Source organism: Sphingobium sp. B11D3A (genome assembly GCF_025961695.1).
In the GTDB taxonomy this organism is placed as follows: Bacteria; Pseudomonadota; Alphaproteobacteria; order Sphingomonadales; family Sphingomonadaceae; genus Sphingobium.
Map to the genome: position 1 here is coordinate 3,203,502 of NZ_JAOQOE010000001.1, position 20,033 is coordinate 3,223,534.

16 protein-coding genes are annotated in these 20,033 nt (G+C 63.8%); 13 read left to right on the top strand and 3 right to left on the bottom strand.

The features are described from left to right. Positions 1 to 146 precede the first annotated feature (146 nt). The 4 genes from M2332_RS14935 (at position 147) to M2332_RS14945 (ending at position 3,913) form a co-directional block, all read left to right on the top strand. Positions 147 to 767: a MarR family winged helix-turn-helix transcriptional regulator gene (locus M2332_RS14935; RefSeq protein WP_264574668.1), complete on the top strand. Its 621-nt coding sequence runs from the start codon at positions 147 to 149 to the stop codon at positions 765 to 767. Between the two features lie 95 nt (positions 768 to 862). Then, positions 863 to 2,353, top strand: a complete 1,491-nt coding sequence (locus M2332_RS14940) for an aldehyde dehydrogenase family protein (RefSeq protein ID WP_264574669.1) — start codon at positions 863 to 865, stop codon at positions 2,351 to 2,353. 167 nt (positions 2,354 to 2,520) lie between these two features. Beyond that, the gene (locus M2332_RS16670) at positions 2,521 to 2,901 is read left to right on the top strand and encodes a TIR domain-containing protein (RefSeq protein WP_413715988.1); all 381 of its coding nucleotides are present in this window, start codon (positions 2,521 to 2,523) and stop codon (positions 2,899 to 2,901) included. Positions 2,902 to 3,433: 532 nt separating this feature from the next. Further along, positions 3,434 to 3,913 carry a hypothetical protein gene (locus M2332_RS14945; protein ID WP_264574670.1) on the top strand — a complete coding sequence of 160 codons (480 nt, stop codon included), beginning with the start codon at positions 3,434 to 3,436 and terminating at the stop codon, positions 3,911 to 3,913. Between the two features lie 106 nt (positions 3,914 to 4,019). On the opposite strand, the gene M2332_RS14950 is transcribed toward M2332_RS14945, so the two are convergent. Beyond that, entirely contained in the window at positions 4,020 to 5,756 is a 1,737-nt protein-coding gene (locus M2332_RS14950) for a thiamine pyrophosphate-requiring protein (RefSeq protein ID WP_264574671.1), read from the bottom strand. A 152-nt stretch (positions 5,757 to 5,908) separates the two neighbouring features. Between M2332_RS14950 and M2332_RS14955 the strand changes: the two genes are divergently transcribed. The 3 genes from M2332_RS14955 (at position 5,909) to M2332_RS14965 (ending at position 8,491) form a co-directional block, all read left to right on the top strand. Then, entirely contained in the window at positions 5,909 to 7,018 is a 1,110-nt protein-coding gene (locus M2332_RS14955) for a 5-methyltetrahydropteroyltriglutamate--homocysteine S-methyltransferase (RefSeq protein WP_264574672.1), read from the top strand. Between the two features lie 179 nt (positions 7,019 to 7,197). Further along, positions 7,198 to 7,668 (top strand): MarR family winged helix-turn-helix transcriptional regulator, encoded by a 471-nt coding sequence (locus tag M2332_RS14960; protein ID WP_264574673.1) that lies wholly within the window; start codon positions 7,198 to 7,200, stop codon positions 7,666 to 7,668. Beyond that, on the top strand, positions 7,658 to 8,491 hold the full coding sequence (locus tag M2332_RS14965; protein ID WP_264574674.1) for a p-hydroxycinnamoyl CoA hydratase/lyase: 834 nt from the start codon (positions 7,658 to 7,660) through the stop codon (positions 8,489 to 8,491). The genes M2332_RS14960 and M2332_RS14965 overlap by 11 nt, the downstream gene beginning before the upstream one ends. An 80-nt stretch (positions 8,492 to 8,571) precedes the next feature. Here the strand turns inward: M2332_RS14965 and M2332_RS14970 are convergent, their stop codons facing one another. Continuing rightward, positions 8,572 to 10,065, bottom strand: coding sequence for an FAD-dependent oxidoreductase (locus M2332_RS14970; RefSeq protein WP_264574675.1), 1,494 nt, complete (start codon positions 10,063 to 10,065; stop codon positions 8,572 to 8,574). 104 nt (positions 10,066 to 10,169) lie between these two features. On the opposite strand from M2332_RS14970, the gene M2332_RS14975 reads away from it, so the two are divergent. The 3 genes from M2332_RS14975 to M2332_RS14985 all read left to right on the top strand — a co-directional run bounded on the left by M2332_RS14975 (position 10,170) and on the right by M2332_RS14985 (position 13,595). After that, complete coding sequence (locus M2332_RS14975) at positions 10,170 to 11,561, top strand: FAD-dependent oxidoreductase (RefSeq protein ID WP_264574676.1); 1,392 nt, start codon at positions 10,170 to 10,172, stop codon at positions 11,559 to 11,561. A gap of 4 nt (positions 11,562 to 11,565) precedes the next feature. Then, on the top strand, positions 11,566 to 12,717 hold the full coding sequence (locus M2332_RS14980) for an FAD-dependent oxidoreductase (RefSeq protein WP_264574677.1): 1,152 nt from the start codon (positions 11,566 to 11,568) through the stop codon (positions 12,715 to 12,717). 95 nt (positions 12,718 to 12,812) lie between these two features. Next, entirely contained in the window at positions 12,813 to 13,595 is a 783-nt protein-coding gene (locus tag M2332_RS14985) for an IclR family transcriptional regulator (RefSeq protein ID WP_264574678.1), read from the top strand. A 45-nt stretch (positions 13,596 to 13,640) separates the two neighbouring features. On the opposite strand, the gene M2332_RS14990 is transcribed toward M2332_RS14985, so the two are convergent. Then, a complete protein-coding gene (locus M2332_RS14990; RefSeq protein WP_264574679.1) occupies positions 13,641 to 14,753 on the bottom strand; it encodes an amidohydrolase family protein in 1,113 nt (370 codons plus the stop codon). Positions 14,754 to 14,937: 184 nt separating this feature from the next. Here M2332_RS14990 and M2332_RS14995 point away from each other — a divergent pair, with 184 nt between their 5' ends. The 3 genes from M2332_RS14995 to M2332_RS15005 are packed head-to-tail and all read left to right on the top strand — an operon-like array spanning position 14,938 to position 19,992. Continuing rightward, positions 14,938 to 17,340, top strand: a complete 2,403-nt coding sequence (locus tag M2332_RS14995; RefSeq protein ID WP_264574680.1) for a TonB-dependent receptor — start codon at positions 14,938 to 14,940, stop codon at positions 17,338 to 17,340. A 54-nt stretch (positions 17,341 to 17,394) separates the two neighbouring features. Further along, a complete protein-coding gene (locus M2332_RS15000; protein ID WP_264574681.1) occupies positions 17,395 to 18,354 on the top strand; it encodes a TauD/TfdA dioxygenase family protein in 960 nt (319 codons plus the stop codon). 9 nt (positions 18,355 to 18,363) lie between these two features. Continuing rightward, positions 18,364 to 19,992 (top strand): thiamine pyrophosphate-requiring protein, encoded by a 1,629-nt coding sequence (locus M2332_RS15005; RefSeq protein WP_264574682.1) that lies wholly within the window; start codon positions 18,364 to 18,366, stop codon positions 19,990 to 19,992. The last annotated feature ends 41 nt before the right edge of the window (positions 19,993 to 20,033 follow it).

Genomic DNA, 20,033 nt, shown 5'->3' on the forward strand with positions numbered 1-20,033 from the left:
CCCGCGGACTCATGTCGTCTTTGCCAAATCGTTGTCATAGACAACAAAGTGCGTCAAGCCCGTGTTTGCCGCGCGGGCCTTTTTGTTGTGCGCGGGCGGCGGCATCCCTTATACCGGTCCGTTCGAAACCAAGGGGGACCTGTTCTGTGGCCAGAAAGAAGGCCGGCGCATCGGTGGATCGGCCGAGCTTCCGCAACCTGATGACCTTTCGCCTCCATATGGTGGCGCGCTTTTCCGAAGGGATTTCCGAGGAATATTATCGCCGGCACCTGGGGCTCTCGCTGCCGGAATGCCGCGTGATCGGCATCACCGCCAGCTATGGTTCCGTCTCGTTCAAGCAGGTCGCGGCGGATGCGCATCTGGAGAAGAGCTATGCCAGCCGCGTCGTCTCCTCGCTGGTCGAGCGCGGGATCATCGAGAAGCAGGCCAATCCGTCGGACAGCCGCTCGGTGCTGCTCCAGCTCACCGATCATGGCAAGACCGTGCATGAGCAGACCTATGCCCTCGCGCTGCGCCTCAACGAGGTGCTGCAGATGCCCTTCACCCGCAAGCAAGGCGATGATTTTCTGGCGTTTCTCGGCCAGCTCGATCAGCAGCTCAAGCGCGTGAGCGGGGTGGTGGAGGATGTCGATGCGCTGGGCAAGGTGCCGCGCATCGAGAGTGCCCCCGCGCCGGAGACCCGCAGCGATGGCGCCATGATGCTGGACCGCGCCTTCGCCCAGAAGCTGCACGACATGCTCGGCCGCTACCTCGCCGAAAATCCCTGAGCGATCCCCGCCCGATTTCGGCCAGCACGATTTCGGGGTTGTAGATTCAAACAACAATATCCATGCTCCTGCGCAAACGAGTCAGGAGATGATGGATGGGCGAGGGAACAGTGCTGGAGCGGCCGGCGAGCGTGGCGGGCGCGGACGCGCATCTCATTGGCGGCAGGCTCGTGCAGGGCGCTTTCGAGGACGGGGGGCGCAGCTTCGCGGTGATCGATCCCGCCACCGGCCGCCCCTTCGCGCTCTGCCCGGAGGCGTCGCAGGCCGATCTCGATGCCGCCGTCGCCGCTGCCCGCGCGGCCTTCCCGGCCTGGGCCGCGCGCACGCCGGAGGATCGCCGCGCGTTCATCCACGCCCTCGCCGACAGCATCGCCGCCGCCGCCGATCGCCTCGCCCCCTTGCTCACCCGCGAGCATGGCAAGCCCATCGAGCAGGCGCGCATGGAGCTGACCGTCGCCGCGCATCACATGAAGCAGCTCGCCGCGCTGGCGATCAGCGATGAGGTGCTGCGCGATGATGCGCGCGGCAAGGTGGAGCTGCGCTACCATCCCCTGGGCGTCGTCGGCGCCATCGCGCCGTGGAACTTCCCCATCGCGCTCGCCATGCACAAGGTCGCGCAGGCGCTCTACACCGGCAACACGCTGATCCTGAAGCCCTCGCCCTACACGCCGCTCACCACGCTGGCCGTGGGCGCGCTCGCGGCGGATGTGCTGCCCGCCGGCGTGATGAACGTCCTCGCCGGCGGCAATGATCTGGGCGCCTGGATGACCGCGCATGAGGGGATCGACAAGATCAGCTTCACCGGCTCGGTCGCCACCGGCAAGAAGGTGATGGCCAGCGCCGCCGCCACGCTCAAGCGCATCACGCTGGAGCTGGGCGGCAATGATGCGACGCTGGTGCTGGCCGATGCGGATCTGGACAAGGCCGCCGCCGGCATCGCGCGCAGCGGCTTCTACAATTGCGGGCAGATCTGCATGGCCATCAAGCGCGTCTATGTGGCCGAGCCCGTGTGCGATGCCTTTCTGGAAAAGCTGGTCGAGAAGGTGCGCGCGCTCAAGGTCGGCCCCGGCAGCACCCCCGGCATGGACATGGGCCCCATCCAGAACCTGCCGCAATATGAGAAGGTGAAGGCCTATCTGGAAGACGCCGTCGCCCGCCCCGGCGCGCAGCTGTTGACGGGCGGGAGCGCTAGCAGAGGGGCGCAGGGCGGCGCGCACGGCGAGGGGGGCTATTTCATCGAGCCGACCATCATCGCCGGGCTGGATGAGAGCGTGCCCCTGGTCTGCGAGGAGCAGTTCGGCCCGGTCATGCCCGTGCTCAGCTTCGCCAGCGAAGACGAAGCCGTGCAGCGCGCCAACGCTACCCGCTTCGGCCTCGGCGCCTCCGTCTGGAGCACGGACGAAACCCGCGCCCGCGCCGTCGCCGGGCAGCTGATGGCCGGCACCGTCTGGATCAACCGCCACGGCCTCAACGAGTCAGACGTGCCCTTCGGCGGCATGAAGGACTCCGGCTACGGCCGCGAGCATGGCGTGCTGGGAATACGGGCCTATCAGGAACTGCAGGTGGTGAGCCGGCCGGTGGGGTGAGGGGGCTGCGAAATCCAAATGACAGTGTGAAAGCCGATTAAATTGCTTTCTCTGATCAAGTTTCACACTGTCGAGATACTGGTGTTCAAAACATATATATCATAAGGAAGAAGTGAGACGGAGTAGGTATCCAGTCCAGAAACTTCTCGGGGGAGTAGTGTATGGCAATGCATCATCGAATATTCATCGCCTTCGCTATTGAAGACAGATGGGCACGCGACCGCTTGGTGGGGCAAGCACGTAATCAACGAACTCCATTCGAGTGGACCGATATGTCGGTGAAAGAGCCGTGGTCATCGGATTGGAAGAACCGTTGTCGCACGCGTATTCGTGGCTGTGACGGAATGATCGCGTTCGTGACTCAAAACACAGCTAACGCTAGCGGTCAGCTATTTGAGATTAGAACCGCAAGGGAGGAGGATGTCCCTCTGATGGGTATGTATGCTACCCAAGACAATCGACCCTTCGTGTTGCCTCCCGAACTATATGGTTTATCCATTGTAGAATGGACGTGGGATAATATTTCAAATTTCCTTAACAGGCTCTAGTTATGCGTATTCCTGTATTCGTTAGCTGTCCCAAGCCGTTTCTTGAACGGCAAGAGCAATTTTTGAGTGGTATTGAGGAGCATCTTCGCAGGGCTGACTTTCGGCCCGTAACGTTAGGTCGGAACGAGTATAGCATGGACGCCCCGCTCGTGGCGATCCGAAAGCTGATGGCTGCGAGCTATGGGTTGATCACATTGGCCTTCCGCAAGACATATATTGCTCAAGGCATGGACCGCCCTGACTCGGATGTGGGGGAGAAGTCGAGCCCGCGTTCTGGGGTTTGGCTCAGCAGCCCATACTGTCAAATTGAGCCTGCGATGGGCTATCAACGTGGATTGCCAATCCTCGTTTGGCGTGAAGCTGGGGTTCTAGACGATGGTCTTCTGGACCGAGGTGCGACGGAGCTTTCGATGCCCGAATTCGACTTGGACGACCCTCCTCAACTTCATTCTGATCGGTGGAAACAACCGTTGGCAGAGTGGACAGACAGAGTGCGCTCGGCCTACAATAGGAGCCGCGAGGTTCCTCAGCCTTGGTGAAATCGACGATGCCAAGTGCGGCGGCTCAGAGCGAGCGCTTGGAGATATATAAGTTGCTCGTTGAAATGGCTGATCGCGTCAGCCAACGGCGACAAGCTGCAAATAACTTCTATCTCTCCGTGAACACCTTTCTAGTGGGCGGATCGGCTTTTCTCAAAACGCTCGCGCCTAGTTCGGTCACACTCGTTATTGTAACGGTGGCCGGTTTAGCTATCTGTGCCTTGTGGTATCAGAATATCCAAAGTTATAAGACACTAAATCAAGCGAAATTTAATGTCATAAATGACATCGAGCTACGACTCGTAGAACAACCTTTCGGGTTGGAGTGGAAAAATCTTGATCCAGACGGAGATGGCAAACGGCATAAACCATTTCACCGGGTCGAAAGCGTTGTGCCGTGGATATTTGTAGTGGTTTATTTGGCTCAATCTTTGGCATTTATCCCATGGCATAAATTGTGCATTTGGCTCTGATTAAGATTTATTCCATCAGATTTGACACGCGGATAAATTAACGCCCTGATCAGAATTGATGTCCGCACTTTGCGCTGCCGAGATTTGGCGAAGTTATACTTCCCCCCTATCGCCCCACCTTCACCTCCACCAACACCTGCCGCTTCTCCTCCCGGATCACCCGCGCCGCCTCGCGCAGCGTGTCGGCCAGCGCGGCCGGGTCGGCCACGCGCGCGGTCCAGGCGCGTGAGGCCTGCGCGATCTTGCAGAAGTCGGGTAGCGGCTCGAGCGATGTGATCGGCATCACATTGGCGCGCGCCGCGTGGCCCTGGGGGTAGATGCCCAGGGTCGATCCGCGCACCGCGCCCCAGATGCCGTTATTATAGACGATGGTGAGCAGCTGCAGGCCGTGCGCCTCGGCGATCTGGTGGCAGGCGACCGGATTGGCGAACATGTAGCTGCCATCGCCCACCGTCGCGACGACGAGCCGGTCGCGGTCCGCCAGCTGCACGCCCAGCGCGGCGGGGAGCCCCCAGCCGAGCCCGCCTGAGATCGGGTTCTGGAAGAACTGGTCGCCGCGCAGGCCGGTCACGAATTCCGGCTTGGCGCCCAGCTCGCTGACGATGCACCCCTCCGCGCCGATCAGCTCCACGATGGCGCGGGTGACGAAGGCGGCGGACATCGGCGGCCCGGCGCGCACCGCGCTGTCCAGCTGCGCGCGCCGTGCGGCGTGGCGATCGGCCAGCCGGGCGAAGCGGGCGGATCGGTCCCGCTCTGGGGTCAGCGCGCGCATCGCCTCGTCCAGCGCGGCAATGATGTGGGCGGATTCGCCGGTCAGCGCCAGATCGGTGGCAAAGCCGCGCAGGGGCACTTCCAGCTGGTGCGGATCGGCCCCGGCCTGGATCACCGTCGCCTGCTCGGCAAAGCCGTGGCGGTGCGGCAGCCAGGGCACGATGGCATCGAGCACCAGCACCACGTCCGCCGCCGCCAGGTCCTCGCCGGGGTCGAACCCGCCATGCATGGGCGATGCGCCGTCGATGGAGAGCTGCGAGGGCCAGAACTCGACCACGGGGATCGCGTGGCGCTCCGCAAAGGCGGTGAGCGCGTCGAACCCGCCGCCCCGCGCACCCGTCCGGAAGGCGACGATCAGCGGGCGCTCCGCGGCATCGAGCAGCCGCGCGGCTTCCGCCAGATCCTCCGGATGCGGCGCGGCGCGGGCGGCGGCATTGCGCGGCTTGCTGTCGCGATAGGTTGTCACCTCGCACAGCGCCTCGCGCGGCAGGCCCAGATACACCGGGCCGCGCGGGCTGGAGGTGGCGATGGCCACCGCGCGGTCGACCAGCGGGGCGATCTGCTCGGGGAGGGAGAGGGTGGCGTCCCACTTCACCGGCTCGCGCACCATCGCGGTCTGGTCGCGCATGTTCTGGCCCCAGTTGATCGGCGAGTTGCGGTGGCCGAGCGGCCCGTGCTCCGTATGCGGGGTGATGCCGCTGGCGAGGAGCATCGGCACCTGGTCGGAGGCCGCGTTGAGCACGCCCATCACGCAATTGGCCAGGCCCACATTGGTGTGGACCATCACCGCCTGCGGGCGTCCGGTCGCCAGATAATAGCCATGCGCCATGCCGAGCGCGGCGGTCTCATGCGGGATGAGGATGGGCGTGGGCACCTTGAAGTCCGCCACCTGCGCATGGGCAAAGCCCTCGATCACCGGCGCAAAGTCCGTGCCGCCATTGGCGAACAGATACTCGATGCCGTTGGCCGCCAGCCGCCGCAGGAAGATCTCGCCCGCCGAAGCCTCGATGATGGGGGCGTCGATATCCGCCGTCTCCGCAAGGGGAGAAACAGGTTGCGCCGGACTGACCATGAAATCTCCTATCTGTGGCAGCTTATTTTGTTGTCATTGATAACGAAAATTGTGGCTGCTGCAAGGAATCGTGCTATTGGCGAGGGGCAGGGATTGTCTCAAATGACGATCATCAAAACCGCATTCTGTTGTTGCCCAAGGGAGAGTTTTGCATGAAGCCAGCGCCGTTCCGAGCCGACCATGTGGGCAGCCTCATCCGCCCGGAGTATCTCATCGAAGCCCGGAACAAGAAGGCCGCCGGCGAGCTCAGCGCGGAGGAACTGCTGACCATCCAGCAGGACGCCATCCGCGAGGTCGTGGCGCTGCAGGAAGGCGTCGGCCTCAAGTCGATCACCGACGGCGAGTATAATCGCGGCAGCTGGCACACCGATTTCTTGCTCCGCTTCGCCAATGTCGAACCCTGGCAGTCCAGCCACCGCACCACCTTCCGCAACGAGCAGGGCACGGTCGAGAGCAAGCCGCATACGGTGCGCATCACCGGCAAGCTCAGCCGCCCCAAGCCGATCTTCGTCGAGGACTTCAAGTTCCTCAAGACGGTGACGAAGGAAACCCCCAAGATCACCATTCCCTCGCCCTCGATCATGCACTTCCGCGGCGGGCGCGATGCGATCGACGCTGAGGCTTATCCGACGATGGAGGAATTCTACGCGGACCTCGCGGCGGTCTACGCCGAGGAGATCGGCGATCTGATCGACGCCGGCTGCCGCTATCTACAGATCGACGAGACCAACTTCGCCTATCTCTGCGACCCCACCCTGCGCGCGCAGGTGCCGACCAGTATCGGCGAAGATCCGGAAGAACTGCCGCACGTCTACGCCAAACTCATCAACGCGGCGATTGCGGCCAAGCCCGATGATATGGCGGTGTGCATGCATGTCTGCCGGGGCAATTTCGCCGGCCGCTGGGTCGCCGAGGGTGGCTATGATCCGGTTGCGGAGGTCATGTTCAACGAGATGAACATCGACGGCTATTTCCTGGAATATGATTCCGATCGCGCCGGTGGCTTCGAGCCGCTGCGCTTCCTGCCGAAGGGGAAGACGGTGGTGCTGGGCCTGGTCACCACCAAGCGCGGCACGATGGAAAGCCCCGATGACCTCAAGCGGCGGATCGAGGATGCGGCGAAATATGCCGATATCGATCAACTCGCGCTCTCACCGCAATGCGGCTTCTCCAGCGGCATCGGCGGCAACATGATGGATATCGAGCACGAGAAGGCCAAGCTGGAGCTGGTTGTGCGCGTGGCGGAGGAGGTCTGGGGCTGAGCCGCCGCGCGCCACGCATTACATGATCTTGTGCAGGGCGGCATCGGTAGGTGCCGCCCTTTTGCATGCGGTGTGGCGAAGGCAAAGCCGGTTGACAGTCAGCGGGATAATTATCAAGAAGCTTTATATAAAGTAGATTGTCAATTTGAACGGCCGGAGGTCGGCGGGAGAGGGGGAGCATGAGCGCGCAGTCGCGATCCGATGAAGGAAGGCCGCGGCGGCTGCTCTATCTGCTCAAGCGCGGCTACACCGCCGGCAAACTGGAGCTGGACGAGGTAGTGCGCGCGCACGGGCTGACGACCAGCGATTTCACGATCCTCTCTTTCCTCAAACGCCTCGCCCCCTGTTCCGCGGCGGAGCTGGCGCGGGTGCAGCGGGTCACGCCGCAGGCCGCCACCCAGCAACTCGCCCAATTGCGCGAGAAGAACCTCATCACCAGCGAGACCAGCGAACTCAACCGCCGGATCTCGCTCATCAGTCTGACGCCCGAGGGGCAGGCGCGGTTCGAAGCGGTCAATGCCGATGCGCGGCGGCTGGAAGAGCAACTCACGGCCGGGCTGGCGGAGCAAGAGTGCAAGACATTGCTCGATCTGCTCACCCGCCTGGTCGTGTCCATGGAAGCGAAAGGACAATCCATCGATGACAAGTGAACACACCTATGAGGCCGTGAAGGTCACGCTGGATGACGGCATCGCATGGGTGTCCCTCAACCGCCCGGCCAAGCGCAATGCGATGAATCCCACGATCAATCGTGAGATGTGGCAGGTGCTCGATGAGCTGGAGGTGCGCGACGAGGTCGGCGTCGTCGTGCTGACCGGTGAGGGGGAGGCCTTCTCGGCCGGCATGGACCTCAAGGAATATTTCCGGGAGACCGAGGGCGAATCCGCCATTGTACAGGCCCGCTTTCGCCGCGCCGCGACGGATTGGATGTGGCGGCGCCTGACGCACTATCCCAAGGCCACCATTGCGATGGTCAACGGCTGGTGCTTCGGCGGGGCATTCACGCCGCTGGTCGCCTGCGATCTGGCGATTGCCGCCGATGAGGCCACTTTTGGCCTTTCGGAGATCAATTGGGGGATCATCCCGGCGGGCAACGTCACGCGCGCCGTGGCGCAGGTGATGAACCACCGCGACAGCCTTTATTATATCATGACCGGCGATCCGTTCGACGGGCGCAAGGCGGCGGAAATGGGGCTGGTCAACCGCTCGGTGCCGTTGGCCGATCTGCGTGCCGAAACCGAGGCGTTGGCGCGCAAGCTACTCTCCAAGAACCCGACCATCCTGCGCCACGCCAAGTCCGCGTTCAAATATGTCGAGCGGCTGGATTGGGACACGTCCGAGGCGATGCTCGGCGCGATGGCGGCGACGGCGGCGGGTCAGGATACCGAGCGTGGGCGCCGCAAGGGGATGACGCAGTTTCTGGACGAAAAGTCCTTCAAGCCCGGCCTGGGCGGGTATCGCCGCGAGGATTGATCGCTCCTCGCGTGTAAGCGCCGAACCTCACCTGCTCCGCGTCCCCGCCTTGGGCAAGGGGCGCGGGGAGGGCGCCGGTCTCAATCCATCAGGACATTCAAGCCCCGGCTAGCGAGGGTTTCCCGCACTTGCTGCACCCGGACCTTGCTCCGGTCCAGATTCATGCCGCCTTCGCTCAGCAGGGCGCGCACCGCATCCGTATCGACCTGGCGGGGCGGAACGCCGTCGCGCACTGCCACGGCGGCGGCGACGCCAGCAGCCTCGCCCATGGCGATGCATTCGGGCATCAACCGCACGCGCTGATGGGCCTCATTGTCGAATGAAACGGTCTTGCCCGCCACCAGCAGATTCTCGATGCCCTGCGGGAGCAGGCAGCGATAAGGCAGGCCCAGCACGACCACCGAGATCGGCATTTCGGTGAGGTCATGGCCCTTGCCGCCCTCGCTGCCATCGGGCTTGTGACGGACCCAGCCTTTCACATTCGGGCCGCGATAGACCTTGAGGGCGATCTCGTCCGCAAAGGCGGCGCCATCGAAGATGTCATCGCGGGTGAGCGTGTAATCGCCGACGATCCGGCGGCTGTCCCGCACACCGATCTGCGGCGCCATGTCGATGAGGAAGGCGTCTTCCATGCCGGGAATGCGCTTGACGAACGGCAGGAAATCGCGCGCCCGGCGGCGACCTTCGACCTCCGCACCAGTAAGATCGGCGGCATCGGTGGGATCCCGATTGAGCACCTGCACGGCATAGAGATAGCCGATGCCATGGCGCAGATTGGCGGGCGTGGCACCGAAGATGGAGATATGATGGCCGAATGTGCCGGGCAGGGCGCCTTCTTCCTTGCCCTGGGCCACCAGCGACTTCCAGCCAGTCAGGTGGACATATTGGGCACCATCGAGCGGATTGGCGGGCGTACCCCACAGCTTGGAGAAATCGTCCGGGTTCGCGCGGGCGTGAGCCTGCATCCGTTCCCAGTCGACGCCGCCCATGCGGCACAACATCATCATGGGTTGCGGGTCTTCGCGCGGATGCATGGCGACGCCGGCCCGCGAAGCAACGTCCGCATCGCCGCTGGCATCGATGATGACGTCCGCGAGAATGGCCTGCCGGCCTGACTTGTTCTCGATGATGACGCCCTTGAGCGCGTCCCCCTCGCGGATCACATCGACGACATTGGTATTGAGCAGCAGATCGACGCCGGCTTCCACCAGCATGTCGAGCACCACCAGCTTGAGCATCTCAGGGTCGTAAGCGAGATTGAAATATTCCGGCAGGAAGGTCTCGGCTGCGGCATCATGCGCGGCGAGGCGCTGCTGCATCTCGCGCAAAATGCCGCTCATATTCTCGCAACTGAGGAATTCAGTCACGAACGACATGGGCCCGGTGCCGCCGACAACGGCGTTGCGCTCGATCAGCAGCACTTCAGCGCCATTGCGTGCGGCACGGATGGCAGCGGGGTAGCCCCCTGCGCCGGCACCGACGACCAGAACCTGCGTGCGCCGCGCCACCGGGATCTCCCGTGCGGCCTCGGTGATGGTTTCCCGTGCGGTGGGAGCCCCGAATCTCTTCTCCATGCAAAAAATAATATAGTCATATGGTTTGAGCCGCAAGCCGCGATGCTGCTTGCAAAGAATATTATAGTTAGATAGTTCCGTTCGGCGACAGCAAGGGGTGACGCATGATAGCCGTGGACGAGCAGGAGTGGATCGAGGAGCAGCCGCAGGCGGTTTCGGTGGTTGACCGGGCCGCAGTGTTGGTCTGCGGCGGCGGCGCCGGCGGCGTCGCTGCGGCTGTCGCCGCCGCGCGCAACGGCGCGGACGTGCTGATGATCGAGCGGGATACGACCTTGGGCGGCACCGGGCCGCGCTCGTTCGTCACGGAATATCACCAAGCCTTCTTCACCGGCGGGATCATGAAGGAAGTGATCGAGCGGCTGCGCGCCAATGGCGGCGCCGATCCGGACCTGGAGGACGGGCATTTCGCCGTGCCCTTCGACCCCGAAATCCTCAAATTTGTGCTGGCTGAACTGGTGAAGGAAGCCGGCGTGCGTGTGCTGCCGCAGACCTGGGTTACCGATGCGATCGTCGAGGATGGCGCTGTGCGCGGCGTGGTCATCGAGAACAAGGCCGGGCGGCAGGCCGTGCTGGCCGACGTGGTGATTGACGCGACCGGCGATGCCGATGTCGCGGCCAGGGCCGGAGCGCCGATGCAAGAGTATAATCACCCGCAGCCGATGGTCATGCTCTTCCAGATCGGCGGGGTGGATTATCGCCACAGTCAGGATCGCAAGGGTCGCACCGAAATGGTGAAGGCAGCCAAGGCTGCAGGCGTTCTGCTGGACGACGTCTATCTCGACAACTTCTCCAACTTCGGCATCGCGCCTTCCACACGGGCTGGGCAGATGGGATATATCTACGGCGTCCGTGTGCTGCATCGCGACCCTTATGATGCCGACGAGCTGACCGATGCGGAGGTCCGGGCCCGGCAGGGCGTGCGCGCGTTCATGCCGTTCCTGCGCACTGTGCCGGGATTCGAGGAGGCCTATCTCATCAAGGCAGCGCCGATGATCGGGGTGCGCGATTCCCGGCGTATCTTGGGCGATTACACGCTCACGCGCGACGACATATTGGAAGGCCTCTTCCACGCGGACGACATCTTCAAGCGCTACCACCGTCTGCCGGACACGCTCGGCTTCGTGCGCCACCCCTCGGACGGCAGCGAAACGACGGCAGCCTTCCGCGAGCGACTGGCCAACGCCAAGATGGTCACATCGGTGTTCGGCGTGCCCTTCGGTTGCCTGATGCCGCAGGGCATCGAGAATCTTCTGGTTGCCGGCAAGACCGTATCGATGAGCTATGAGGCCCATTCGCGCTGCCGGCAGATTCCCGATTGCATGGCCTTCGGTCAGGCGGCGGGCACGGCGGCGGCGCTGGCTTGCCGGGACGGGGTGACGCTGCGCGAGGTCGTCATCGACGAATTGCAGGGGCTGCTGATCGCGCAGGGCCAGAACCTGGCCGATGGCGCGATCGACATCAGCAAGGCCAAGATCCACAATATGGTGCGGGATTAAGCGGATGAGCACGACGATCATGGAACGCACAGCGGGTGCGACGCGCGGCGAGATCATGCTGCCGGGCCGTCGAACCCCGGTCTATCGGGCGGTCGACGTGCTTGTGTGCGGCGGCGGATTGTCCGGCGTGGCGGCGGCTATGGCGGCGGCGAGGGGCGGAGCGCGCACGCTCCTCGTGGAGCGCAACGTCGTACTGGGCGGCAATGGCCCCTTGTCCTTCGATATCGCGCTTACGCCCGCAGAACAGGGCATCGCGGCCGAGTTGGTCAGTCGGCTGGAGCGAAACGGCGATGCCGGGCCGGACCTTCTCGGCGATGGTCTGGTTCATGATGCCGAGGCGCTCAAATATGCGCTGCTCGATCTCGCGCAGGAGGCGGGGGTGCAACTGCTGCTCTCCAGCTGGGCGGCCGACCCAATCGTGGAGAACGGCGTCGTGCGTGGCGCGATGGTCGAGAACAAGTCCGGCCGCTTTGCCGTGCCGGCCGCCATGGTCATCGACGCCACCGGCGATGGCGAACTGGCGATGCGGGCGGGCACCGCCATGCGCGGGCTGGACGAGCCCGCCAGTATCGCCATGAATTACCGGATTGGCGGCGTCGCGTTCGATGCGGTGCTGGCCGGCCAAGCGACATGGCCTGCCCGCCTCGCCGACGCGAAGGCCTCTGGCGTGCTATCGCCCGATCAGCCGGATCGACTGGTGCTCTATGGGGTGACGCCAGCGGGGCGGGATAGGGGCGTCGCCTATGTGCGCGGGCCTTCCATGCGGGTCGATGGGGCGGCCAGCGTCGCGCAATTGGGCGCGCAGGAGGCGCGAGCGCGGACGTTGATCCGTGAGATTCTGCCCTTCCTGCGGACCCTGCCTGGACTGGAAGCGAGCTTCCTGATCGACGTTGCAGGCGCCATGCAGTCCGCGCGCCTTCGCCATGTCGTGGGCGCGCATGTGCTGGGCGCTGAGGATGCGCCACTGAAGAGCGATAGTGCGCTCATCGACGCGGCACTGCGCCCCCGCGAGTTGAGCGGGCTGTTCGTCACCGGGCGGGCTGTCTCTGCCGATCCGCGCGCCTGGGCCGCGCTGGGCACGGGCGGATCGTTACAGCTCGGCGAGCGAGCAGGCGCGCTTGCGCTCGCGCATCTGGCAGCGCGGTCTGCTGCCTGATCGCGGCAGAACTCGGCAATGGCGTCAGCGCTGAAGATTTCGTAGAAGACGCTCCCCCGGCAGCGCGGGGTTTGGGGCGGAGCGTCTTCTTTTTCATGGATTCATCGACCAACACCGATCGCGGGTCTGGCGCCCGCATGATTGCGCTGCTCAAACTGATCGGCGAAAGCGACGGGGATTGCGCGCTCAAGGATCTTGCCGCGGGCACGGGAATGCCGGCCAGCAGCGTGCATCGGCTGTTGCAGATGCTGATCCGCGGCGGGTTGGTAGAGCGGGGCGACGGCACATCCTATCGGGCCGGGCGTGAACTGTTCAGGCTGTCCGCCAACATCTTGAGCCGCAGCCATTATGTCGCGGCGGTGCGCCCCTTCCTCCGCACTCTGTGGGCGGGTTGGCAGGAGACGGCGGTGTTCTGCACCTACGATGCCCCCCATCACCGCGCCATCGTCTCAGAGCGAATCCTCACGCCGCACACGCTGCGTCATGTGCTGGAGCCCTATACTGATCTTTCGCTGACCTGGGGCTCGCTGGGCCGTGCCATTCTCGCCCATCTGGAGGCGGAGGATCTGGCGGCGGCGCTGGCGCAGAGCCCGGTGGGGCCTTTGACCGGCGCCCCGACGCCGCCGCCCGAAGTGCTGGTGGAGGAACTGGCCGCCATTCGTGAGCGGGGCTGCGCAATCTTCTACAGTCAGGAAGCCGATGTCGCGGGCATCGCGGCGGCTGTCTTCCGCAGCGGGAATGCGGTGATTGGGTCGATCGGCCTCACGATGCCGGCCAAGCGCTTCGGCACGATGGACCGCGAGCGCATGGCGAGCGACGTCATGGCGGCAGCGCGCACGCTCAGCGCTACCTTCGGCCACGCCTCCGCCGAGGCCTGACGCCCGCCCTGGCGGGCCAGGGCGGGTCGTCAGGGTTAGGCGGGATCAGGCTGGCGGGAGGTGGAAGACCTGCGCGGCATTGCGATGGCAGACCGCCTCGCGTTCTTCTCCGTCAAGCGGGGCGTGGTTGATGAAGGTGACGGAGGGCTCCATCTCCTCATAGGGATAGTCGATCGCCCAAAGCACGCGGTCTACACCCAGTACGTCGATCGCGTAGCGCAAGGCCGGGCCATGCTCCACGCCGCTGGTAGTGATGTACACGTTGCGCTTCATGACTTCGGAGGGCTTGAGCTTGCTGCCATAGGCATCGCGCCGGCGCTCGAACCAATGGTCTGTGCGCCACAGGTGGAACGGGATGTTTTCACCCATATGGCCAATCACGATCTTGAGGTTGGGCAGCTTGTCGAACACACCGCTGAGGATCAGCCGCATGGCATGGGTGCCGGTTTCGGCAGCATAGCCCCAGATCGCCGATTGCAGGCGATGATCGCGGAACGGCTCAGCCATGCCGTCTGACGGGCAGCGGGGATGGATGTAGATTGGCCGGTCGAGCGCGGCGGCGGCCTCCAGGATCGGCATGAACTTGGGGTCGTCCAGATACTCGTTATTGGTGTGCGAGTTCACAATGAAGCCGCTGAAACCGAGCTTATTGACGGCGCGCTCCATTTCCTTGGCAGCCCGGCCCGGGTCTTGCGGCGCGAAGGACGCAAGGCCGGCGAAGCGCTTCGGGTGGGCGCGGACCACTTCGGCTAGGCGATCATTGGCAAGCTCGGCCATAGCGACGGCCTGATCGGCGCGGAACATCTGCACACCCGGCGAGGTGAGCGAGAGAATCTGCATGTCGACACCTAGGCGGTCCATTTCCGCGAGCCGCTCCGTCACGTCGCGCAGGCGGCGAGTGAGGCGGTCCGGTCCGCGAGAACCAAGCGTGTTAATCAGCTGCGCGTCCAGATTGGGCCATGTTCCGGTGGCAAGGGCGGCCAGCGCGTCCTGATGCTCGGCAATCGTCCAGGCTTCCTCGACGGCGATTCGTCGCGCGGGTGCCGCGGCCGGGGGCGGTCGCATCGTGCGCGCGGTTGCGGTGCCGGTCATTGCGCTCATGGCACCGCCAGCGGCGAGTCCGCCTGCCAAAAGCTGCCTTCGATCGAACTCTGCCATTCATCCCTCCTCATTTTTCTTAGACGGAAGCTACGGCGGCGCGGCGACAAGTCAAGGCTATAATTCCAATATACGGAACAAGATTTCTGCAATATGGAATAAATTTGACATGCGCGCCGAGCGTCGCCATGGTCCCGCCCGATAACAGCCCGACGCACGGGCGTTCTGACATTGGAGGAGAGCGATGATGAAGAAGGCAGATCTTTTGTTGCAGGCCGCGAGCGCCTTGACGCTGGGCGCCGCAACCCTGGCGACACCCGCCATGGCGCAGGATGCCCCCGCTCCCCAACAAAGCGCTGCACAGCAGGCCGATGCCGATGACATCGTGGTGACCGCGCAGTTCCGCTCGCAGCGTCTGCAGGATGCGCCGCTGGCCATCACCGCCGTCTCCGGCGACATGCTGGAAGCGCGCAGCCAGACGAGCATCGCTCAGGTCGCCGCACAGGCGCCCAACGTCAATCTCGCCGAAGCGCCGGCCACCTACGGCCCATCGATCCAGGCGTTCATTCGCGGCGTCGGCCAGTCGGATTCGACGTTCGCACTGGAGCCGGGCGTCGGCCTCTATGTCGATGACGTCTATTACTCGACGCTGCAGGGCTCGATGCTCGATCTGCTGGACCTCGACCGGGTGGAAATTCTGCGCGGGCCGCAGGGTACGCTTGCGGGGCAGAACTCGATCGGCGGCGCGATCAAGCTCTATTCCAAGAAGCCGGATGGCTCGGGCGGCGGCTATGTCCAGGCAACCTACGGTAGCTTCAACCGCACCGAGGTGCGCGGCGGCCTGAACCTGACGGTCGTGCCCGATCAGCTTTTCCTGCGCGTCTCCGGCGCTGGCGTGAAGAAGGACGGCTACGTCACGCGCTACGATTACCGCTGCACCCACCCGACTTCGCCGGTGCGGACCTTCGCGATTTCCGACAATTGCAAGCTCGGCACCGAGGGCGGCAAATCCTATGTCGCCGGCCGCGGTACGTTGCGCTGGACGCCCAATGACGCGGTCGACATTTCGATCATCGGCGACATCACCCGCGACGACAGCGAGTCTGCGCCCTCCACCCTCCTCTATGTCGGCACGCTGACGGGGCCGGGGTCGAGCGCGACCGCACCTTATGTCATCGACGGCGTCCGCTATGGTACGGCCACCGGCTCGCCCTTCATCAGCTATTCGCCCTATGGCAATTTCGCGCAGGATACGTTCACGACCAGCCCGTTCGTGAGCTATGAGAATTATCTCAACTATGCCCCGCGCGATGGCACGGCGCCTTATGCAGCGCCAGCCCGTAACTCGCTCGATACCTGGGGCCTCTCCGGCAACATCACCATTGATGTCGGCGATCTGAGCATCACCTCGATCACGGCCTATCGCAGCTACAATTCGGTGTTCACATCGGCCGAGTCCTCGCCGATCAACATCGCGCTGACGGCCAATGACGTGAACCACAATCAGTTCAGCCAGGAACTGCGCGCCAGCGGTGCGATCGGTACGCTGCTGAACTATACGGTGGGCGGTTATTATTTCGAGGGCACCAGCGACGGCGGCTCGCGTGTCCAGCTTCCCACGCTGGAATTCCGCCAGAACGACCATGTCGAATCCCAGACCATCGCGGCCTTCGCCAATGCCGAACTGCATCTGACGGAGAAGCTGACGCTGATCGGCGGCCTGCGCTATACGGACATTACCAAGAGCTTCCAATATGCGCGCAAGGGCAATCCGGGGAACATCTACGGCGGCAATGCGCCGCCGTCGCTCGCCCCGCTCGATGGGCTGGTGCGGACGTTCAAGGGCGATCGTCTCGATTATCGCGGTGTCATCCAGTATCGCTGGACGCCCGACTTCATGACCTATGCGCAGATCGCGACGGGCTTCAAGAGTGGCGGCGCCAACCCGCGGCCGTTCTTCCCGGCGCAGGCGCTGACGCATGATCCCGAGACGCTGACCGCCTATGAAGTCGGTTTCAAGAGCGACCTGTTCGACCGGCTGCTGCGCCTGAACGTCTCCGGCTTCCTCAACAAGTATAACGATATTCTGGTCAGCGTTTCGACCTGTCCGACGGTGCCGGCCGCGCCCTGCGCATTGCCGCTCAACGCCGGCAAGGCGGATGTGAAGGGCTTCGAGGTCGAGGCGACGCTGCGCCCGGTTCGCGGCCTGCTGATCGATGCCTCGCTCGGCTATCTGGACTTCGACTACAAGTCGATTTCCGCCATCGGCCAGAGCGCCGGCATCACGCTCGATATGGACGCGCCTTTCGTGCAGGAATGGCGCTGGAGCGTCGGCGGCCAGTACAAGATCGAGCTAGGCGACGCCGGGTCATTGACCCCGCGCATCGACGTGAACTCGCAGAGCCCCTATTTCTCGACGGCGATCAACCGCGCGCCGTTTAACCAGGTGGAAGGGCGCACGATCGTCAATGCGCGCCTCACGTATCGCGATGTCGCCGAGGATTGGCAGCTGTCGCTGGAAGTCACCAACCTGACCGATCGGCTCTACTATGACGGCCTGTTCGACAATCGCGGATCGACCCAGTCCATCCAGGGGCGCCCGGCGCGTCCGCGGGAATGGGCTGTCACCATCAAGCGCAATTTCTGATAGATGATGGCCCCGGCCGGTCTTGCGCCGGGGTCTTGGAAGAGGAGCTTCGAGATGAACATCCAAGTGTCTCACAAGGGGCAGGCCGCCGATCAGGCGACCGGCACGATCGTGGCGGGTTTGCCCATGCCCGAGTTCAAGCGGATCACCGTCGAGCCGATCTCCGGCGCGTGCGGCTGCGAGATCAGCGGTGTGGACCTGCGGGAGCCACTGGATGACGAGACGCTCGCAGAAGTGATGAAGGCGTTCGAGCATTTTCTGGTCATCGTGTTCCGCGACCAGAATCTGACGCCCGAGCAGCACAAGGCGTTCACGCGCTACTTCGGTCCGATCACCGAGCTGCCGCAGGCGCCAACCTACGGCGAGCATCAGGACATGCAGGAAGTGCGCCGCGAAGCGCATGAGCCGGAGAACGTCGTTCCTTCCTTCGAGCACTTCCACACGGACAGCCCGTTTCTGCTGCAGCCGCCGCTCTGCGTGGTTATGCGCGCGCTGGAAGTGCCCAAATTCGGTGGCGATACCGCCTTCTCGAACGGCTACCTCGTCTATGAGCATCTCTCCGATGCCATGAAGGAACTGCTCGACGGGCTCGAGGTCGTTTACTCAGGCAAGGAAATCTGGGCGCGCAACGAGAAGCTGCCGCCGGAAAAGCGCCTGCGTCTGCGTGAATCGCACGGGTTCAGCGAAGACGAGCTGGAGAATATCCACCCGGCGGTGCGCGTTCACCCGGTCACCGGCCGTAAGGCCCTGTTCGCGACGACCGCTTATTTCAAGCGCTTCGTCGGCTGGACCGAGGCCGAGAGCCAGGCCCTGCTCGGCTATCTCCAGAGCCTTGCCCAGCACCTGCATTATCATTGCCGCGTGAAATGGAAGAAGGACACATTGATTGTCTGGGACAATCGTTTCTTGCTTCATCGTGGCGTCCATGATTTCAAGTACGAACGTCGGCATCTCATCCGCACGACGGTCATGGGCGAGAGGCCGATCGGCCCGAAAGGCCCCAGGAAGGATTGAAATTACCCCATGAAAGTCAGTGCTGCCATCGCCAACATCCTCAAGCGTGAGGGTGTAGACGTCATTTTCGGTTATCCGCGCAACGCCGTGCTGGAGGATGCCGCCGCAATCGGCATCCGCCCGGTCATCGTCCGCCAGGAGCGGACGGGCGTCCACATGGCCGATGCGCTGTCCCGCCTGACGCGGGGCAAGCGCATGGGCGTGTTCGCCATGCAACATGGGCCGGGGACCGAAAATGCCTATGGCGGGGTGGCACAGGCTTACTCCGAATCCGTGCCCGTGCTGGTGCTGCCGCAGGGCTATGCCCGCCGCATCGCCTTCGTGCCGGACAATTTCAATGCCAGCGTCTCGATGCGGGATGTGACCAAGCATGCCGAGCCGATCACGGTTGCGGCAGAAACGCAGAACATCATGCGCCGTGCCTTCACGCAGCTGCGCAATGGCCGTCTGCGCCCGGTACTGGTCGAGATGCCCTGGGACGTGTTGGGCGAAGAAATTGACGCGCCCGAGAGCTATCAGCCGGTTGTCACCACCCGCTATGCGCCCGAGCCAGACGCGGTGAAGCGCGCGGCCGAGGCGCTGGTCGCCGCCAAGCGTCCGGTCATCTACGCCGGGCAGGGCGTTCACTGGGCCGAGGCCTATGAAGAACTGAAGGCGCTGGCCGAACTGCTGGCTATCCCGGTTTCCACCAGCCTTGAGGGCAAGAGCGCGTTCGACGAGACGCACCCGCTGGCGCTCGGTTCGGGCGGTGCGGCTATTTCGGGCCAATTACGGCATTTCCTCGATGAGGCGGACCTCATCTTCGGCATCGGCTGCAGCTTCAGCGAGACGGCGTTCGGCGTGAAGATGCCGCAGGGCAAGCGGGTGATCCATTCGACGCTCGATCCGGCTGATTTCAACAAGAACGTGCCCTGCGAGATGGCGCTGGCCGGCGACGCCAAGCTGACGCTGGGGATGCTGCTCGAGGCGTGCCGCGCGCTGGTGTCAGCGCCACGCGACGCCGGGGCGGTCGCCGCGGAAATCGCCAAGGTCGAGAAGGAGTGGTTGGCGAACTGGCTGCCGCTGCTCGAGAGCGACGATGCGCCGATCAGCCCCTACCGCGTGCTCTGGGATCTCCAGAAGACCGTGGACGTTGCCAACACCATCATCACCCATGATGCCGGCAGCCCGCGCGATCAGCTGACGCCCTACTGGAAGTCGATCACGCCGCTCAGCTATATCGGCTGGGGCAAGTCCACGCAGCTTGGCTATGGTCTTGGCCTCGCCATGGGCGCCAAGCTCGCCTGCCCGGACAAGCTGTGCATCAATGTGTGGGGTGATGCCGCCATCGGCTTTACCGGCATGGACTTCGAGACGGCGGTGCGCGAGCGCCTGCCCATCCTGTCAATCCTGCTCAACAATGAGGCCATGGCCATCGAGCTGCCGGTGATGCCGGTGGCAACCGAGCGCTATCGCGCCACGGATATCTCCGGCCATTACGCCGATTTCGCCAAGGCGCTTGGCGGCCATGGCGAGCGCGTCACGCGCCCGGAAGAGATTGTCCCGGCCATTCACCGCGCGCTGGCCGCGATCGAGGCGGGGCAACCTGCGCTGATCGAATTCATAACCGCGAAGGAAACGCGCGCGTCCCGGCTGTAAAACCGGGCGACGATAAAACTGGGCGACGATAAACTGGGAGA

Excerpts from the sequence above, each read along its gene's own strand:
- M2332_RS14940 (WP_264574669.1), top strand. The coding sequence starts at position 863 with ATGGGCGAGGGAACAGTGCTGGAGCGGCCGGCGAGCGTGGCGGGCGCG.
- M2332_RS16670 (WP_413715988.1), top strand. The coding sequence starts at position 2,521 with ATGCATCATCGAATATTCATCGCCTTCGCTATTGAAGACAGATGGGCA.
- M2332_RS14950 (WP_264574671.1), bottom strand. The coding sequence starts at position 5,756 with ATGGTCAGTCCGGCGCAACCTGTTTCTCCCCTTGCGGAGACGGCGGAT.
- M2332_RS14955 (WP_264574672.1), top strand. The coding sequence starts at position 5,909 with ATGAAGCCAGCGCCGTTCCGAGCCGACCATGTGGGCAGCCTCATCCGC.
- M2332_RS14960 (WP_264574673.1), top strand. The coding sequence starts at position 7,198 with ATGAGCGCGCAGTCGCGATCCGATGAAGGAAGGCCGCGGCGGCTGCTC.
- M2332_RS14965 (WP_264574674.1), top strand. The coding sequence starts at position 7,658 with ATGACAAGTGAACACACCTATGAGGCCGTGAAGGTCACGCTGGATGAC.
- M2332_RS14970 (WP_264574675.1), bottom strand. The coding sequence starts at position 10,065 with ATGGAGAAGAGATTCGGGGCTCCCACCGCACGGGAAACCATCACCGAG.
- M2332_RS14975 (WP_264574676.1), top strand. The coding sequence starts at position 10,170 with ATGATAGCCGTGGACGAGCAGGAGTGGATCGAGGAGCAGCCGCAGGCG.
- M2332_RS14980 (WP_264574677.1), top strand. The coding sequence starts at position 11,566 with ATGAGCACGACGATCATGGAACGCACAGCGGGTGCGACGCGCGGCGAG.
- M2332_RS14985 (WP_264574678.1), top strand. The coding sequence starts at position 12,813 with ATGGATTCATCGACCAACACCGATCGCGGGTCTGGCGCCCGCATGATT.
- M2332_RS14990 (WP_264574679.1), bottom strand. The coding sequence starts at position 14,753 with ATGGCAGAGTTCGATCGAAGGCAGCTTTTGGCAGGCGGACTCGCCGCT.
- M2332_RS14995 (WP_264574680.1), top strand. The coding sequence starts at position 14,938 with ATGATGAAGAAGGCAGATCTTTTGTTGCAGGCCGCGAGCGCCTTGACG.
- M2332_RS15000 (WP_264574681.1), top strand. The coding sequence starts at position 17,395 with ATGAACATCCAAGTGTCTCACAAGGGGCAGGCCGCCGATCAGGCGACC.
- M2332_RS15005 (WP_264574682.1), top strand. The coding sequence starts at position 18,364 with ATGAAAGTCAGTGCTGCCATCGCCAACATCCTCAAGCGTGAGGGTGTA.